Here is a 17,222-nt window from a genome sequence, read left to right as displayed (position 1 = left end):
ATGGACCTGCCCACGAAGAAGTTCACCGTGACCCGGGCCGATCTGGTCCGCTATGCCGGCGCTTCCGGCGACTTCAACCCGATCCACTGGAGCGAGCGGTTCGCGACCAAGGTCGGCCTGCCCGGGGTGATCGCCCACGGCATGCTCACCATGGCTCTCGTCGGCCGCGCGGTCACCGACTGGGCCGGTGCGCCCGACGCCGTTCTCGACTATTCCGTCCGGTTCAGCCGGCCGGTGCCGGTGCCCGACGACGAGACCGGCACGGAGATCGAGGTCTCTGCCGAGGTCAAGAGCGTCACTGACGAGGGTCACACCGTGCTGGCCATCACGGCGGTCTGTGCGGGGGAGAAAGTGCTGTCCCAGGCGCGAGCTACAGTCCGAACCACCCGGTTGGGAAAGTAGGTCGGCTACCCGTACACTGGTCCGCCGTGGGGTCCGTGACTCCTACGACGCTGCTTGCGCTCGTAGGGTTGCACTCCGCAAAGGGGTGTAGCTCAATTGGCAGAGCAGCGGTCTCCAAAACCGCAGGCTGCAGGTTCAAGTCCTGTCACCCCTGCGCCTATGGCCTGACCGGCTCCGAGAATGGCACGGCCGAGCAGCGCCCACCGGCGATGCCCGGCCCCACGGAGCCGCGAAGGTCGGCGTGACCGAAGTTCCACGACCGCGACGGAGGGCGAAGTGGCCGAAAAAAATCGGCGCGACGACGAGTTCGCCGACGAACGCCTTGACGACGAGGCGTTCGACGACGCTGTCGACGACGACGCCACCGACGACGAAGACGAGCCGGTATCCCGGGGCGGCACCGCAACGCGCTCCCGCGTCGCCAAGACCGGTGAGAGCACGAGCAAGCGCACCGAAACCGGCCGCGTGGGGTTCTTTGGGCGGATCGCCCGGTTCTTCCGCGAGGTGGTCGCAGAGCTGCGTAAGGTCATCTGGCCGACCCGCAAGGAACTGCTGACCTACACCGCGGTCGTCGTCGTGTTCGTCGCGGTGATGCTGTCGATCGTGGCCGTCCTCGACTACGGGTTCGCCAAGGGCGTTCTCGCGGTCTTCGGCAACTGAGGCGACAAGCGGCATTGGCCGGCGGTCCCGGCCACAAACAGACGGAAGTGAATGAGCGTGCCTGAGTACGACGAGACCGGCGAGATCATCGACGAGCAGTCGTCGGTGGCCACGGCGGACACCGACGGTTCGATCGAGGCCGCGACCGGCGACACCGAGACCAGTGACAGCGAGACCGGCGAGGCCGGCGACGAGACCGCGCTGGTCGAGCCCGACGACGACTACGACCCGGTTGCCGAGCTGCGGCAGAAGCTGCGCTACGCGCCCGGCGACTGGTATGTCGTGCACTCCTACGCCGGCTACGAAAACAAGGTCAAGACCAACCTCGAGACCCGGATCACCAGCCTCGACATGGAGGAGTTCATCTTCCAGGTCGAAGTGCCGACCCGCGAAGAGGTCGAGGTCAAGAACGGCAAGCGCCTCCAGGTGCAGAACAAGGTCTTCCCGGGCTACATCCTGGTCCGGTTGGAGCTGACGCCGGAGTCCTACTCCTGCGTGCGCAACACGCCTGGGGTCACCGGCTTCGTCGGCGCCACCGACCGGGCCGACCGCCCCGCACCGCTGTCGCTCGACGAGGTGCTCAAGTGGTTGGCGCCGGCTGTCGAGACCGAGCAGACCAAGAAGGCCAAGGTCGAGATCAAGGTCCTCGACTTCGAGGTCGGCGACTCGGTCACGGTCACCGACGGCGCGTTCGCGTCGCTGCCGGCAACGATCAGCGAGATCAACGCTGACCAGCAGAAGCTCAAGGTGCTCGTCTCGATCTTCGGTCGGGAGACGCCGGTGGAGCTCAACTTCAACCAGGTCGCGAAGATCTAAAACCGCTGAGTTACGCTTGTACGTCGGCCCGCCGGGGCCGCGCTTGACCGTGCGCGTGCCGTGGCACATCCCCGGCCGAGAGTCCATCAAGCCCAGGAAGAGACATGCCTCCGAAGAAGAAGCTCGTCAAGACCTTCACGCTGCAGCTGCCGGCGGGTCAGGCGACCCCCGCGCCGCCGGTTGGCCCCGCGCTGGGTCAGCACGGCGTCAACATCATGGAGTTCTGCAAGCAATACAACAAGGAGACCGAAGCCCAGCGCGGCGACATCGTGCCGGCGGAGATCAGCGTCTACGAAGACCGCACCTTCACCTTCGTGCTGAAGACCCCGCCCGCCGCCCGCCTGCTGATCAAGGCCGCTGGCGTGGCCAAGGGCTCGGGCACCCCGCAGTCGGCGAAGGTCGGCTCGGTAACCCGCGACCAGCTCCGTGAGATCGCCGAGCGCAAGATGTCGGACCTCAACGCCAACGACATCGAGCAGGCCCAGCGGATCATCGCCGGCACCGCCCGGTCGATGGGCATCACGGTCCGCGACTGACTTAGTTCGTGGGAGGGCCGCCGGTGACGGGGCCCGCCAACTACCACAGGAGATAGACAGATATGGCACAGCGCAGCAAGAGCTACCGCAAGGCGGCTGAGCAGATCGACCGGGACAAGCTCTACACCCCGTCGGAGGCCGTCAAGCTCACCAAGGGCTCCACCACGGTCAAGTTCGACCCGACCGTCGAGGTCGCGATGCGCCTCGGCGTCGACCCCCGCAAGGCTGACCAGATGGTCCGCGGCACGGTCAACCTGCCGCACGGCACCGGCAAGACCGCCCGCGTGATCGTGTTCGCGGCCGGCGCCAAGGCCGACGAGGCCGTCGCCGCCGGCGCCGACGAGGTCGGCTCCGACGAACTGGTCGCCCGCATCCAAGAGGGCTGGCTCGACTTCGACGCGGCGATCGCCACGCCGGACCAGATGGCCAAGATCGGCCGGATCGCGCGGATCCTGGGCCCGCGCGGCCTCATGCCGAACCCGAAGACCGGCACGGTCACCATGGACGTGACCAAGGCCGTCTCCGACATCAAGGGCGGAAAGATCACCTTCCGCGTCGACAAGCACTCCAACCTGCACCTGATCATCGGCAAGGCCTCGTTCTCCGAGGAGCAGCTGGTCGACAACTACGCCGCGGTCCTCGACGAGGTCCTGCGCGCCAAGCCGTCGGCGGCCAAGGGCAAATACCTCCGCAAGGTCGTCTTCACGACCACCATGGGGCCGGGCGTTCCGGTCGACCCCAACATCGTGAAGAACTTCCGCGAGACTGAGGGCTGAGCTCTTTTCTCGAAAGCCCGTCACCCCTTCGGGGGTGGCGGGCTTTTTTGTTTTCCCGGGTCGTCGTGGGTGCGACCGTCGCTCCCGCCGGGGATCGCTCCGCCTTCGCTTCGCTTGCCTGGTCCGCGGTTGGTTCTTGGGGCCTTGCCCCTTGCCCCTTTCCGGGGCTTTGCCCCGGACCCACCGAGGCGCTGCGCCAACCCCACCGGGGAGCTGCGCCAACCCCACCGGGGAGCTGCGCCTGGACCGCCCGGGCTTGCCCCGCACCCCCGCCGGGGCGCGGCGCCGGCCCCATCGGGTGCGCTGCCAACCCCACAGGGGTGCTGCCCCGGACCGCCCGGGCTTTGCCCCGCACCCCCGACGGTGCGCTGCGACGGGACCCCGGGGCTTTGCCCCGGACCCCACCGGGGCGCTGCCCCGGCCCCGGCCGCTCGAAGAAGATGCCGGGAAGGGCGGATCTCCTCGTCGGGCTTCGCTTAGGGCACCAGGATCTCCGGATGGGGACAAGGTCGTTCGTCCGGTGGGGCGCTCCACCTTGTCCCCATCCGGAGATCCTGGTTTGTGGGCTACGCCCGACGAGGAGATCCGCCCCTAGGTTGCGGCTGCGGTGTGGTTTCTGTTTGACGGTGCTTGCGGTGTGCGGCGATTGCGCGGCTTCGCCGTCACGTTCTCCCAGCCACCATCACCCGCTCGTTATGCCGTCGCCTCCGCGCGGCGGGGCCTTGAGCGGTGCGGCCTCGAAAAACCGCGCCGGGTGGCGCCGCCGCCTCGGCGTGTCGGGGCCGCCACGCCGGTCGGACCGATCCGCGGGGAGATCTAGGAAAGAAATTGCTGCTATGGCGGGGTCAACTGGTGGTTGCAACACCGAGTAGTTGGGCCATCTTCTCACTCGGCTTGGCCCAGCCCAGGGTCATGCGGGGTCGGTCGTTGAGTTCGTCGGCGACGGCGTCCAGGCCGGTCTGGTCGATGGTGGTGAAGTCGAAGATCCCTTTCGGGAAGTACTGGCGGAGCAGGCCGTTGGTGTTCTCGTTGCTGCCGCGTTGCCAGGGGCTGTGTGGGTCGCAGAAGTAGACCGGGCAGCCCGTCGCGATGCTGAACCGGGCGTGTAGCGCCATTTCGCTGCCCTGGTCCCAGGTCAGCGACGCGCGCAGCCGCTCCGGGAGCCAGGCCATCGCGGTCGCCAGGCGGGCCACGACATGCTCGGAGACCTTCCCGTCGGGCAGGGCGACCAGGATCACGAACCGGGTATGCCGCTCCACCAGGGTCGCGATCGCCGAGCCACCCGACCCGCGGCGGCGGGTCCCCTCCAAAAGGTCACCCTCCCAATGCCCGGGCACCGCCCGATCCGCGACCTCCGCGGGGCGGGCCGCAATGTTCAACCCCAGCCAGGCCCGACTCGACCGCACCGCCCCACCCGCGACCGCCCGGGGTCGGCGGGCGGCTCGACCGGACCGCAGCGCGACCTGCCGGGACAGGTCCGCGCGTAGGTTCCCGCGGGCCTGCAGATAGATCGCCTGATAGATCGTCTCGTGCGACACCCACATCTCCGACCGGTCGGGATGATCGATCCGCAGCCGGGCGGCCAGCTGCCGCGGCGAGTACCGCCGCCGCAACCCCGCCACCACCACCGACCGCAGCTCAGCGTTGATGACCAGCTTGGCAGGCCGCCGCGGCCGGCGATGGCGCAGCCACGCCGCCCAATCCGCCGCCCGCGGCTTATACGGCTCCCCGTACCGCTCGAACCGGCCCACCTCACGCGACACCGTCGAAGGCTGCCTGCCAAGACGCCGGGCGATCGACCGAATCGACTCACCCCCGGCCCGACCCAACCCGATCTCTTCCCGCTCCGCCATAGACAACCGTGATGCCATACCCACCTCCACACACAACAACGAGGTGGTGTTGCAACCAGCAATTGACTACGCCTATAGCTACATTTGTTTACCTAGATCTGCTTGGCGGGGGAGCGGCGGCGCTGCGGGACGGAGCGGCGGCCGGCGTCAGGCGTCGAATGCGTGATCGTTTGTAGCGGATCTGCATGATTCCGACCCTGCGGCGTGATCATGTGTGCCGGAGCTGCACGACACGCCGCACCAGGTGTTGATGAGCTGCACATGATCATGCACAGCCGGCCGTTCGGTGCAGGCCCGCTGCAAACGATCATCGACCACCGGATCCGAGGTGCTTGCTCCTCGGCCTTGTAGGCCGCCCGAGGGTGGGCCGCAGCCCGTCGACCCGTCGAAACAGCGCGACCCACCACCCGGGTCACCGTCCATGAAGGCCTAAGCCTCGGCCCGACGTGTGAAGGCGGCCTCGACCGCCGCTGTGGCTTCGGCCTGCGTGACGCCCAGGCGGCGCATGGTCGCCGCGAACTCGGCCGCGTGTTGGCGGACGATCGCGTCGCGGCTCCCGCCGGGCTGAGGAGCAACGCGGGTGCCGCCGCCCCGCCGGGTCGTCAAATGCGCCGTGGCCTCCAACTCCTGGTAAGCCCTCGCCACCGTTCCAGTCGCCAGGCCAAGGTCTGCGGCCAGTTGGCGGACCGGAGGTAGGCGGGTGCCTTCCGGCAGTTCGCCGGTGCCGATCAGGTCGGCTATCTGGTCGCGGATCTGCACGTACGGCGGGACCGGCTGGGTTGGGTCGATGGTGATCAGCGGCGGTGTGCTCATCGGACGGTCGCGAGTGTCGGGTGTGGATCAGGGTTGACGGTGCCGGGTACGACCAGGCGCGCCGCGTAAGCGATGGTCGCCGCCAGGGCCAGCACGGTGAGCGTCAACAGCCACGGACGGGCCTCGGGCATCGCCGGCGACTCGCAGACCAGGGGCTGGCCGAGGATCGAATAGGTGAAATAGGCCGCGCCGGTCAATGGTGCCGCGACCACCAGGCCCAGGCCCGCGACCACTGAGCGGGCGGTGGTTTGCCGGTATGGCTCCTCGATCGGGCGGGTGACGAGCCGCCTGAGGGCCACGACCGCGGCCGCCGCCGCCAAGAAGACCGTGATGGCGATCGGGATGGCGTAATACCAGCCGGGCCATGGGCCGGACTGCGGCACGCCGCCCGTCAGGCAGCCGATGTGTTGGCCGTCGTTGGCGTAGGGCGCCGTCGTGGTGGCGGATGTGTGCGGCGTCGACGCCGCGCTGGTCGCCACCAGTAGGGCGGTGAGGGTGCCGGTCAGCAGGACCACGCCGCCCGTCGAAGCCACGGGCACGTAGTCGAGCAGCCGGCGGCGGGCCAGGCGGGCCGTGCGGATGCCCGTCCCGGGTGGGCGGGGCACCGTTCGGTCGGCCGCCAGCAGCCCGGCCGCCACAAAGAAAGCCAGCGCCGGCACCGCGAAGACCGCCCGGAGGCCCGGCTCGCGGCCGAGTGTCAGCAGAACCGCGGCCAGCAGGCCGCCGGCCACCCCGGCCAGGCGCAGAAGACTTGCCATCGATCCTCCTCGTTTGTGTCAGGAGATTGTGACAACTCGACGCGACTTGTATCAAGGCCTTGATGCAAGGGGTTTCGTTTCTCAGCTTCGCGTGGGAGAGTCACCGGCGTGCGTCTCGATGGCGTTTCCTACCGCTATGGGCGGGCTGGCCGGTGGATCCTGCGCGAAGTCTCCGTTGACCTGCCGCCTGGCGCCACGATCGTGGTGCTCGGCCGCAACGGGGCCGGCAAGTCCACCTTGCTCCAGCTCGCGGCCGGTGTGTTGAAGCCCAGCCGGGGCGTGGTCAGCGAGCGGCCACGGCCCGTCGGATGGGTGCCCGAGCGGTTTCCGGCCGACCAGCCGTTCACCGTCGACGGCTATCTCACCTCGATGGCCCGGCTGCACGGCGTCGGCGATCCGGCCGCCGCGGTCGACACCTGGGTCGAGCGGCTGGGCCTCACGCCCTATCGCGGCACCCGGCTGGCCGAGCTGTCCAAGGGCACCGCCCAGAAGGTCGGGCTCGCCCAGGCGCTGGCACCGGATCCGAAGCTGCTGGTGCTCGACGAGCCCTGGGAGGGCCTCGACGCCGCCGCGCGTGACCTGGTGCCCGGCATCGTCGCCGAGATCGTGGAGCGGGGCGGCATCGTTCTGGTCAGCGACCACCGCGGCGAGACCGGGCGGCTGCCCGGCGCCATCACCTGGACGGTCGCCGAGGGCACCGTGGCACAAGGCGCGGCCGCCGACGAGGAGGGCACCGCCATCATCGAGATAGCCGTCGCAGCCGGCGCCGCGGCACAGACGGCCGCCGCCCTCCGCGAGGCCGGCCATGACGTGGTCGGTGTGCGCGCCGCGGCACCGAAGGCGACGGTCTGAGATGGGCGCGTTGGTCCGGATGCGGCTCACCGGGTTCCTGCGCAGCGGCCGGGTGCTGCCCGGCCTGCTCGGCACCCTGGTCGTGGTCGCCATCATCTACGGCGGCGGCAAGTCCGAGGCCGCCGAGGCCTACGGGTTCTCCGCCGTCGCGCTCTTCCCGGTGATCGCCTGGCAGGCCAAACTGATCCTCGATACCGAGCCCGACGTGCAGCGCCGGCTGGCCGTGACCGCCGTGGGGTTGCGCCGGGAGGTGGTCGCCGGGCTGCTCGCCGCCGGCGTCGTCGGCCTCGCCACGGTGATCTTCGCGATGGGGCTGCCCTGGCTGATGGGCGGGATCGAAGGGCCCGTGGGCCGCGGGCTCACGCTCGGCTCCTGGGCGCATGCCGCGAGCCTGGTCGCGGCCGTCGGGCTGGGCGCGCTGGCCAGTCGGCCGGTCACAAGATCGACGTTGTACGGGATAGCCGTGCTGGTCACCGGCTCCGTCTTGGCGATCGTGCTCGGCCTCAACGGCTCCGTGGCACCCTGGCTCGCACCGCCGCTGATGGCCGCCGCGCGTACCCTGGCGGACCAGCCCGGCAGTGGGTCCGTTCTCGGCCTTTCCGTTCACGCCATAACTTGGTCGGCCGTGGTTACGGCTTTTTACGCCTTTCTGCGTCGTACCAGGAGCTGATTAGCGTTTTTGAGTTTTAGCCTCTAACCTTCAACACGAAGTTCCACCAGAGACCGCTGGTCATCGTGCCGTCAGGCGCGATCGAAGGCCCCGCAAATCGTGGGCGGCCCGCGCAGGCTGGACGGTTCGTGAGTCAGCGGCCCCAAGTCGCCTCCCGCCCCGTGCGCCCTGCGCCGGGGCGTTTTCGTTTGCCGGAGCCAACCAGCTTCGAGCATTTGGAAGGAGGGACATGGCGGACAAGCCGGTTCGGGCCGACAAGGCCACTGCCGTCGCCGAGCTCACCGAGCGGTTCCGTAGCTCGGGCGCCACCGTGCTGACCGAGTACCGCGGTCTGACGGTCTCGCAGCTGACTACGCTGCGGCGCTCACTGGGCAAGGACGCTACCTACTCGGTTGCCAAGAACACCTTGGCCAAGCGGGCGGCGTCGGAGGCAGGGATTGACGGCCTCGAGGCGTTGTTCACCGGTCCTACCGCGCTCACCTTCGTCTCCGGCGATGTCGTTGAAGCGGCGAAGGGTCTGCGCGAGTTCGCGAAGGCCAACCCGCTTCTGATCATCAAGGGCGGAGTTTTCGAGGGCAAGACGATCACGGCCGCTGAGGTCAACCGTCTCGCCGATCTCGAGTCCCGAGAGGTGCTGCTGGCCAAGCTGGCCGGTGGGATGAAGGCCAACCTGGCCAAGGCCGCGGCCCTGTTCCAGGCGCCGTTGTCGAAGACCGTTCGCACGGTCGCCGCTCTGCAGGACAAGCGCGAGCAGGAAGGCGCACCGGCCGCGGAAGCGGCCTGAGCGCACCACCGACCCACGATCTACCAGAAGAGGTAAGGAAACATGGCGAAGCTCAGCACCGACGAGCTGCTCGACGCGTTCAAGGAGATGACGCTGATCGAGCTCTCCGAGTTCGTGAAGCAGTTCGAGGACACCTTCGACGTCAAGGCCGCCGCCCCGGTTGCGGTCGCCGCGGGCCCGGCCGGCGGCGGCGCCGCTGCCGAAGAGGCCGTGGAGCAGGACGAGTTCGACGTCATCCTCGACGCCGACGGCGGCAAGAAGATCCAGGTCATCAAGGTCGTGCGTGAGCTGACCGGTCTGGGCCTCAAGGAGGCCAAGGACCTGGTCGAGGCCGCGCCGAAGGCCGTCCTGGAGAAGGCCAACAAGGAGACCGCGGAGAAGGCCAAGGCCAAGCTCGAGGCCGAGGGCGCCAAGGTCACCATGAAGTAGGTTCCACCCGCCTACGACGGGCGGTGGTCCAGACCTGGAGCGGCACGACGGCTTCCGGTCATGGGCCGCCGCCCGTCGGCGTAGGCTGGAATCGGATCAAGTTCAAAGACCTGGTCCGACCCGCGTCAGAACCCTTGACGCGGAGTGTGCTTACAGGCACGCTGCTATCAGCAAGACCTTCCGCGCTTGCAACAGCCACCGGTTGGGTATGGGACACCACACCCCATCGAGGTGCAGAAGACGCGTTCTGAGCGGCCAGGGAGGCGCGATAAGCGCCCCGAAGACACGCTCCGCGGCCTGCTGCGCTGTGGGCTGGACAGCGGTTAGCCGTTCGGCTACACTGCTAGTTTGCCGTGTCTTCCGTCTTTGACCCTGTCCGTAATGTCCATCTGGACGTTTGCGGGGAGGGCCCGTCGGACTGCACGAACAACGGCCGTTTAGCACCACCGGTCCTCGGAAGGACGCATCTTGGCAGCTTCCCGCCCTGCGAAGACCAGTCGCACGTCGAGCGCTTTCGCTCCCCGCCGAATTTCATTCGGCCGGATCACCGAACACCTCGAGGTCCCCAACCTCCTCGCCATCCAGACCGAGTCTTTTGACTGGCTGGTCGGCAACGAGTCTTGGCAGGGCCGGTCGGCTGATGATCCGCACGCCCGCTCGGGTCTTGCAGAGATTCTCGAAGAGATCAGTCCAATTGAGGACTTCTCTGGCACCATGTCCCTTTCCTTCTCCGCGCCCCGCTTCGACGAGGTCAAGGCCTCGATCGAAGAGTGCAAGGAGAAGGACCTGACCTACTGCGCCCCGCTCTTCGTGACCGCGGAGTTCACCAACAACACGACTGGTGAGATCAAGAGCCAGACCGTGTTCATGGGTGACTTCCCGATGATGACGCCCAAGGGCACCTTCATCATCAACGGCACCGAGCGCGTCGTGGTCAGCCAGCTCGTCCGGTCTCCGGGCGTCTACTTCGACAAGCAGCCGGACAAGACCTCCGACCGCGACCTCTCCAGTGTCAAGGTCATCCCGAGCCGGGGTGCCTGGCTGGAGTTCGACATCGACAAGCGCGACACCGTCGGTGTCCGCATCGACCGCAAGCGTCGCCAGGCGGTCACCGTTCTGCTCAAGGCGATCGGTTGGAGCGCGGAGCAGATCCGCGAGCGCTTCGGCTGGTCCGAGCTGATGATGACCACGCTCGAAAAGGACCACATCGCCGGTCAGGACGAGGCGCTGCTCGACATCTACCGCAAGCTCCGCCCTGGCGAGCCGCCGACGCGGGAGAACGCGCAGACCCTGCTCGACAACCTCTTCTTCAACCCGAAGAGGTACGACGTCGCCAAGGTCGGTCGATACAAGTTCAACAAGAAGCTCGAGGTCGACGTTCCGATCAACAAGGGGACGCTGACCGAGGACGACGTCGTCGCCACCGTGGAATACCTCTGCCGGCTGCACGCCGGTGAGGAAGGCTACGAGGCCGACGACATCGACCACTTCGGCAACCGGCGTCTGCGGACGGTTGGCGAGCTGATCCAGAACCAGGTTCGGGTCGGCCTGTCCCGCATGGAGCGCGTCGTCCGCGAGCGGATGACGACTCAAGACGTCGAGGCGATCACGCCGCAGACCCTGATCAACATCCGCCCCGTGGTGGCGGCGATCAAGGAGTTCTTCGGCACTTCGCAGCTCTCGCAGTTCATGGACCAGACCAACCCGCTGGCGGGTCTCACCCACCGGCGCCGGCTGAGCGCGCTCGGCCCGGGCGGTCTGTCCCGTGAGCGGGCGGGCTTCGAGGTTCGCGACGTGCACCCGTCCCACTACGGCCGGATGTGCCCGATCGAGACGCCGGAAGGCCCCAACATCGGCCTGATCGGTGCGCTCTCGACGTTCGGGCGGGTCAACCCGTTCGGCTTCATCGAGACGCCCTACCGCAAGGTCGACAACGGTGTGGTCACCGACCAGATCGACTACCTGACGGCTGACGAGGAAGACCGCTACGTCAAGGCGCAGGCCAACGCTGTTCTCAACAGCGACGGCACCTTCGCCGACGACCGCGTTCTGGTTCGCCGGAAGGGCGGTGAGGTCGACTTCGTCACCGGCACCGCCGTTGACTACATGGACGTCTCGCCGCGCCAGATGGTCTCGGTCGCGACCGCGATGATCCCGTTCCTCGAGCACGACGACGCCAACCGCGCGCTCATGGGCGCCAACATGCAGCGCCAGGCCGTGCCGCTGGTCAAGGCCGAGTCCCCGTTCGTCGGCACCGGCATGGAATACCGTGCCGCGGTCGACGCCGGCGACGTGGTCGTGGCCGAGGTCGGTGGCGTGGTCGAAGACCTGTGCGCCGACTACGTGACGGTGCACCAGGACGACGGCCACCGTCGCACCTACCTGCTGCACAAGTTCCGTCGGTCCAACTCCGGCTCCTGCGTCAACCAGAAGCCGGTCGTCTTCGAAGGCGACCGGGTCGAGGCTGGCCAGGTCGTCGCCGACGGTCCGTGCACCGACGAGGGCGAGATGGCGCTCGGGCGCAACCTGCTCGTGGCGTTCATGCCCTGGGAGGGTCACAACTACGAAGACGCGATCATCCTGTCCCAGAAGCTGGTGCAGCAGGACACCCTCACCTCGATCCACATCGAGGAGCACGAGGTTGACGCCCGCGACACCAAGCTGGGGCCGGAGGAGATCACCCGCGACATCCCGAACGTCAGCGAGGAAATGCTCGCTGACCTCGACGAGCGGGGAATCATCCGGATCGGCGCCGAAGTGGTCACCGGTGACATCCTGGTCGGCAAGGTCACGCCCAAGGGCGAGACCGAGCTGACCCCGGAGGAGCGACTGCTCCGCGCGATCTTCGGTGAGAAGGCGCGTGAGGTCCGGGACACCTCGCTGAAGGTGCCGCACGGCGAGACCGGCACGGTCATCGGCGTCCGCACGTTCTCCCGGGAAGACGGCGACGAGCTGCCTCCGGGTGTCAACGAGCTGGTCCGCGTCTACGTGGCACAGAAGCGCAAGATCCAGGACGGCGACAAGCTCGCCGGCCGCCACGGCAACAAGGGCGTCATCTCGAAGATCCTGCCGGTCGAGGACATGCCGTTCCTGGAGGACGGCACCCCGGTCGACATCGTGCTCAACCCGCTCGGCGTGCCGAGCCGGATGAACATCGGCCAGGTTCTGGAGACCCACCTCGGGTGGGTCGCCAAGACCGGCTGGAAGATCGACGGTGACGACGCCAAGTGGAAGACCGCGCTCAAGTCGATTGGTGCCGGCGAGTCCGTGCCGGACACCAACGTGGCTACGCCGGTCTTCGACGGTGCCAAGGAAGAAGAGATCACCGGCCTGCTCAGCAGCACCCTGCCCAACCGCGACGGGGTGCAGCTGGTCGGCGGTTCGGGCAAGGCGCAGCTGTTCGACGGTCGTTCCGGAGAGCCGCTGCCCGACCCGATCGCGGTCGGCTACATCTACATCCTCAAGCTGAACCACCTGGTCGACGACAAGATCCACGCTCGGTCGACCGGCCCCTACTCGATGATCACGCAGCAGCCGCTGGGTGGTAAGGCGCAGTTCGGTGGCCAGCGGTTCGGTGAAATGGAGTGCTGGGCGATGCAGGCCTACGGCGCGGCTTACGCGCTGCAGGAGCTGCTCACGATCAAGTCCGACGACGTCCTGGGCCGAGTCAAGGTCTACGAGGCGATCGTCAAGGGCGAGAACATCCCAGAACCGGGCATCCCGGAGTCGTTCAAGGTGCTGCTCAAGGAGCTCCAGTCGCTGTGCCTCAACGTAGAGGTGCTCTCCAGCGACGGTGTTGCCCTTGAGATGCGCGAGACCGACGACGAGGTGTTCCGCGCCGCGGAGGAACTCGGCATCGACCTGTCTCGGCGCGAGCCGAGCAGCGTCGAGGAAGTGTGAGTCGGAGCCGGGGCCGACAGGCCCCGGCTCCCCCCGCCCGGTAGATAAAGTGCAACGACAGACTCGAGGGACATAAATTGCTCGACGTCAACTTCTTCGACGAGCTGCGCATTGGCCTGGCGACGGCTGACGACATCCGTCAGTGGTCGCACGGTGAGGTCAAGAAGCCCGAGACGATCAACTACCGCACCCTGAAGCCGGAAAAGGACGGGCTCTTCTGCGAGAAGATCTTCGGTCCTCAGCGCGACTGGGAGTGCTACTGCGGTAAGTACAAGCGCGTCCGCTTCAAGGGCATCATCTGCGAGCGCTGCGGTGTCGAGGTAACCCGGTCCAAGGTCCGGCGTGAGCGGATGGGTCACATCGAGCTGGCCGCTTCCGTGACGCACATCTGGTACTTCAAGGGCGTGCCGAGCCGCCTCGGCTACCTGCTTGACCTCGCCCCGAAGGACCTCGAGAAGATCATTTACTTCGCGTCCTACGTTGTCACCAGCGTGGACGCCGAGGCCCGGCACCGCGACCTCTCCACGATCGAGAACGAGATCCTGGCCGAGAAGCGGCAGAGCGAGAACAGCCGCGACTCCGCGGTCGAGGGTCGCGCTGCCAAGCTCGAGGCCGACCTCGCCGAGCTCGAGGCCGAGGGCGCCAAGGCCGACGTGCGCCGCAAGGTCAAGGAAGGCGGAGAGCGCGAGATGCGCCAGATCCGCGACCGGGCGCAGCGCGAGATCGACCGTCTCGACGAGGTGCTCGACACCTTCCGCAAGCTCGACTCCAAGCAGCTGGTCACCGACGAGCTGCTCTACCGCGAGCTGCGCGACCGCTTCGGCGAATACTTCACCGGCGGTATGGGTGCCGAGGCGATCAAGTCGCTGCTGGAGAACATGGACCTCGACGCCGAGGCCAACCTGCTCCGCGAGATCATCCGGTCCGGCAAGGGTCAGCGCAAGATCCGTGCGCTCAAGCGGCTCAAGGTCGTCGCGGCGTTCCTCAACACCCGCAACTCGCCGCTCGGCATGGTCCTCGACTGCGTTCCGGTGATCCCGCCGGACCTGCGGCCGATGGTCCAGCTCGACGGTGGCCGGTTCGCGACCAGCGACCTCAACGACCTCTACCGCCGCGTGATCAACCGGAACAACCGGCTCAAGCGGCTGATCGACCTGGGCGCGCCCGAGATCATCGTCAACAACGAGAAGCGGATGCTGCAGGAGGCCGTCGACGCGCTGTTCGACAACGGCCGCCGCGGCCGGCCGGTCACCGGCCCGGGTAACCGCCCGCTGAAGTCGCTGTCCGACATGCTCAAGGGCAAGCAGGGCCGGTTCCGCCAGAACCTGCTCGGCAAGCGCGTCGACTACTCCGGCCGTTCGGTCATCGTCGTCGGCCCGCAGCTCAAGCTCCACCAGTGCGGCCTGCCCAAGCAGATGGCGCTCGAGCTGTTCAAGCCGTTCGTGATGAAGCGCCTGGTCGACCTCAACCACGCACAGAACATCAAGTCCGCCAAGCGGATGGTCGAGCGTCAGCGCCCGGTCGTGTGGGACGTGCTGGAAGAGGTCATCGGCGAGCACCCGGTGCTGCTCAACCGCGCACCGACGCTGCACCGCCTGGGCATCCAGGCCTTCGAGCCGCAGCTGGTCGAGGGCAAGGCGATCCAGATCCACCCGCTGGTCTGCACCGCGTTCAACGCAGACTTCGACGGTGACCAGATGGCGGTGCACGTGCCGCTGTCCGCCGAGGCGCAGGCCGAGGCGCGGATCCTGATGCTCTCGTCCAACAACATCCTCAAGCCGGCCGACGGCAAGCCGGTCACCATGCCTACCCAGGACATGGTCATCGGCCTCTACCACCTCACCCACTTCTCGCCAGAGGAGAAGGGTGCGGGTCGGGCGTTCAGCTCCGACGCCGAGGCGCGGATGGCGTTCGACAACGGCGAGCTGCACCTCCAGGCACCGATCAAGGTCCGTCTCAACAACGTGATCGAGGTCGACAACGGCGCCGGCCAGCCCAAGTGGGAGGCGCCCGAGGAGTGGGTGTCGGGTCAGCAGCTCACGGTTGACACCACCCTGGGCCGGATCCTGTTCAACGAGACGCTGCCCCCGGGCTACCGCTTCGTGAACTACGAGATCCGGCGGGGCCAGCTCTCGGCGATCGTCAACGACCTCGCCGAGCGGTTCCCGAAGGTGGCGCTGGCCGCGACCCTCGACGGGCTCAAGGAGGCCGGTTTCCACTGGGCCACCTGGTCCGGCGTGACCATCGGCATGGAAGACGTCATCCAGCCGCCGCGCAAGTGGGAGATCCTCGAGCGTTACGAGCGCGAGGCGGAGCGGATCGACAAGCAATACCAGCGTGGTCTGATGACCGCCGAGGAACGTCGCGGCGAGCTCATCGAGATCTGGACCAAGGCGACCAACGAGGTCGCCAAGGAGATGGAAGTCGCGCTGCCGCAGGAAAACCCGTTGTGGAAGATGATCAACTCGGGTGCTCGCGGTAACCTGCTCCAGCTCCGCCAGATCGCCGCGATCCGCGGCCTGGTGGCCAACCCGAAGGGCGAGATCATCCCGCGGCCGATCAAGGCCTCTTACCGGGAGGGTCTGTCCGTACTGGAATACTTCATTTCCACGCACGGTGCCCGTAAGGGTCTGGCTGACACCGCTCTGCGTACCGCTGACTCGGGTTACCTGACCCGTCGTCTGGTCGACGTCTCGCAGGACGTCATCATCCGCGAGGAAGACTGCGGCACCGACCGGGCGATCACCATGCAGGTGGGCACCAACGGCGCCGAAGGCAAGCTGATGGTCCACGAGCACGCCGAGACCGGTGTGCACGCCCGGACGCTGGCCGACGACATCAAGGGTGCCGACGGTTCGCTCGTCGTCGAGCGGGGCGCCGACCTCAACTCGATCCTGGTCGACAAGCTCGTGGCCGCCGGTGTCGACACCGTGCGGGTGCGCAGCGTGCTGACCTGCGAGTCGAAGCTGGGCGTCTGCGCGGCGTGCTACGGCCGCTCGCTGCCGACCGGCAAGACCGTCGACGTCGGCGAGGCGGTCGGCATCATCGCCGCCCAGTCGATCGGTGAGCCTGGCACGCAGCTGACGATGCGTACCTTCCACACCGGTGGCGTCGCGGGTGAGGACATCACCCAGGGTCTGCCCCGTGTCCAGGAGATCTTCGAGGCCCGTGTCCCCAAGGGCAAGGCGCCGATCGCGGAGTCTCCGGGTCGCATCCGGATCGAAGACGGCGAGCGCTCGCGGAAGATCATCATCGTGCCGGATGACGGCAGCGACGAGATCGTCCACGACAAGGTGTCGCGCCGGGTCAAGCTCCGGGCGGGCGACGGCGACCACGTCGAGGTCGGCGAGAAGCTCACCGAGGGCACCATCGACCCGCACGAGTTGCTGCGCATCCTCGGTCCGCGCGCGGTCCAGGTCCACCTGACCCACGAGGTCCAGGAGGTCTACCGCTCGCAGGGCGTGCTCATCCACGACAAGCACATCGAGATCATCATCCGCCAGATGCTCAAGCGGGTGACGGTCATCGACTCCGGCTCGACCGAGTTCCTGCCGGGCGTGCTGGTCGACCGGGCGCTGTTCGAGTCGGAGAACCGCCGGCTCGTCGGCGAGGGCGGCGAGCCCGCCGCCGGTCGTCCGGTCCTGATGGGCATCACCAAGGCCTCGCTGGCCACGGATTCCTGGTTGTCGGCGGCCTCCTTCCAGGAGACCACCCGAGTGCTGACGGACGCGGCGATCCACGCCCGCAGCGACTCGCTGATCGGCCTGAAGGAAAACGTGATCATCGGCAAGCTCATCCCGGCGGGTACCGGCATCAGCAAGTACCGCAACGTCCGGGTCGAGCCCACCGAGGAGGCGAAGGCCAAGGTCTACTCGATGACCGGCTACCCCGAGACCGACTACGGTTTCGGCCCGGCCGGCGGGCAGGCAGTGCCGCTCGACGACTTCGACTTCGGTTCCTACCGCTAGTCAGG

14 protein-coding genes and 1 tRNA gene are annotated in these 17,222 nt (G+C 67.5%); 12 read left to right on the top strand and 3 right to left on the bottom strand.

Annotated elements, in window-relative coordinates; all coding sequences use genetic code 11:
• The 6 genes from DFJ67_RS06745 (at window position 1) to rplA (ending at window position 3,190) form a co-directional block, all read left to right on the top strand.
• Window positions 1-402 carry a MaoC family dehydratase gene (locus tag DFJ67_RS06745; RefSeq protein ID WP_116067092.1) on the top strand — a complete coding sequence of 134 codons (402 nt, stop codon included), beginning with the start codon at window positions 1-3 and terminating at the stop codon, window positions 400-402.
• Between the two features lie 81 nt (window positions 403-483).
• A tRNA-Trp gene (locus DFJ67_RS06740) sits at window positions 484-556 on the top strand.
• A gap of 122 nt (window positions 557-678) precedes the next feature.
• Window positions 679-1,062, top strand: a complete 384-nt coding sequence (gene secE / locus DFJ67_RS06735) for a preprotein translocase subunit SecE (protein WP_116067091.1) — start codon at window positions 679-681, stop codon at window positions 1,060-1,062.
• A gap of 57 nt (window positions 1,063-1,119) precedes the next feature.
• Window positions 1,120-1,878: a transcription termination/antitermination protein NusG gene (nusG, locus tag DFJ67_RS06730; RefSeq protein ID WP_116075763.1), complete on the top strand. Its 759-nt coding sequence runs from the start codon at window positions 1,120-1,122 to the stop codon at window positions 1,876-1,878.
• Window positions 1,879-1,982: 104 nt separating this feature from the next.
• Complete coding sequence (rplK, locus tag DFJ67_RS06725; RefSeq protein WP_116067090.1) at window positions 1,983-2,414, top strand: 50S ribosomal protein L11; 432 nt, start codon at window positions 1,983-1,985, stop codon at window positions 2,412-2,414.
• 62 nt (window positions 2,415-2,476) lie between these two features.
• Window positions 2,477-3,190 (top strand): 50S ribosomal protein L1, encoded by a 714-nt coding sequence (gene rplA / locus DFJ67_RS06720; protein ID WP_116067089.1) that lies wholly within the window; start codon window positions 2,477-2,479, stop codon window positions 3,188-3,190.
• Window positions 3,191-4,035: 845 nt separating this feature from the next.
• Here the strand turns inward: rplA and DFJ67_RS06715 are convergent.
• The 3 genes from DFJ67_RS06715 to DFJ67_RS06705 all read right to left on the bottom strand — a co-directional run bounded on the left by DFJ67_RS06715 (window position 4,036) and on the right by DFJ67_RS06705 (window position 6,614).
• Window positions 4,036-5,061 (bottom strand): IS30 family transposase, encoded by a 1,026-nt coding sequence (locus DFJ67_RS06715; RefSeq protein WP_116067088.1) that lies wholly within the window; start codon window positions 5,059-5,061, stop codon window positions 4,036-4,038.
• Window positions 5,062-5,472: 411 nt separating this feature from the next.
• Complete coding sequence (locus DFJ67_RS06710) at window positions 5,473-5,856, bottom strand: GntR family transcriptional regulator (RefSeq protein WP_116067087.1); 384 nt, start codon at window positions 5,854-5,856, stop codon at window positions 5,473-5,475.
• Window positions 5,853-6,614, bottom strand: coding sequence for a hypothetical protein (locus DFJ67_RS06705; protein WP_147315433.1), 762 nt, complete (start codon window positions 6,612-6,614; stop codon window positions 5,853-5,855). The genes DFJ67_RS06710 and DFJ67_RS06705 overlap by 4 nt, the downstream gene beginning before the upstream one ends.
• A gap of 108 nt (window positions 6,615-6,722) precedes the next feature.
• On the opposite strand from DFJ67_RS06705, the gene DFJ67_RS06700 reads away from it, so the two are divergent.
• The 6 genes from DFJ67_RS06700 to DFJ67_RS06675 all read left to right on the top strand — a co-directional run bounded on the left by DFJ67_RS06700 (window position 6,723) and on the right by DFJ67_RS06675 (window position 17,217).
• Window positions 6,723-7,466, top strand: a complete 744-nt coding sequence (locus tag DFJ67_RS06700) for an ATP-binding cassette domain-containing protein (RefSeq protein WP_116067085.1) — start codon at window positions 6,723-6,725, stop codon at window positions 7,464-7,466.
• 1 nt (window position 7,467) lies between these two features.
• Window positions 7,468-8,136: a hypothetical protein gene (locus DFJ67_RS06695; RefSeq protein ID WP_116067084.1), complete on the top strand. Its 669-nt coding sequence runs from the start codon at window positions 7,468-7,470 to the stop codon at window positions 8,134-8,136.
• 229 nt (window positions 8,137-8,365) lie between these two features.
• Window positions 8,366-8,920, top strand: coding sequence for a 50S ribosomal protein L10 (rplJ, locus tag DFJ67_RS06690; protein WP_116067083.1), 555 nt, complete (start codon window positions 8,366-8,368; stop codon window positions 8,918-8,920).
• Window positions 8,921-8,962: 42 nt separating this feature from the next.
• On the top strand, window positions 8,963-9,349 hold the full coding sequence (rplL, locus tag DFJ67_RS06685) for a 50S ribosomal protein L7/L12 (protein ID WP_116067082.1): 387 nt from the start codon (window positions 8,963-8,965) through the stop codon (window positions 9,347-9,349).
• Between the two features lie 468 nt (window positions 9,350-9,817).
• Entirely contained in the window at window positions 9,818-13,249 is a 3,432-nt protein-coding gene (rpoB, locus tag DFJ67_RS06680) for a DNA-directed RNA polymerase subunit beta (RefSeq protein WP_116067081.1), read from the top strand.
• A gap of 77 nt (window positions 13,250-13,326) precedes the next feature.
• Window positions 13,327-17,217, top strand: a complete 3,891-nt coding sequence (locus DFJ67_RS06675; RefSeq protein WP_116067080.1) for a DNA-directed RNA polymerase subunit beta' — start codon at window positions 13,327-13,329, stop codon at window positions 17,215-17,217.
• Window positions 17,218-17,222: the final 5 nt, after the last annotated feature.

Origin of the sequence: Asanoa ferruginea, from assembly GCF_003387075.1 — a bacterium.
Taxonomy (GTDB): domain Bacteria; phylum Actinomycetota; class Actinomycetes; order Mycobacteriales; family Micromonosporaceae; genus Asanoa; species Asanoa ferruginea.
The sequence above is the reverse complement of the archived record's forward strand: the minus strand, read 5'-3'. Positions and strand labels throughout refer to the sequence as shown.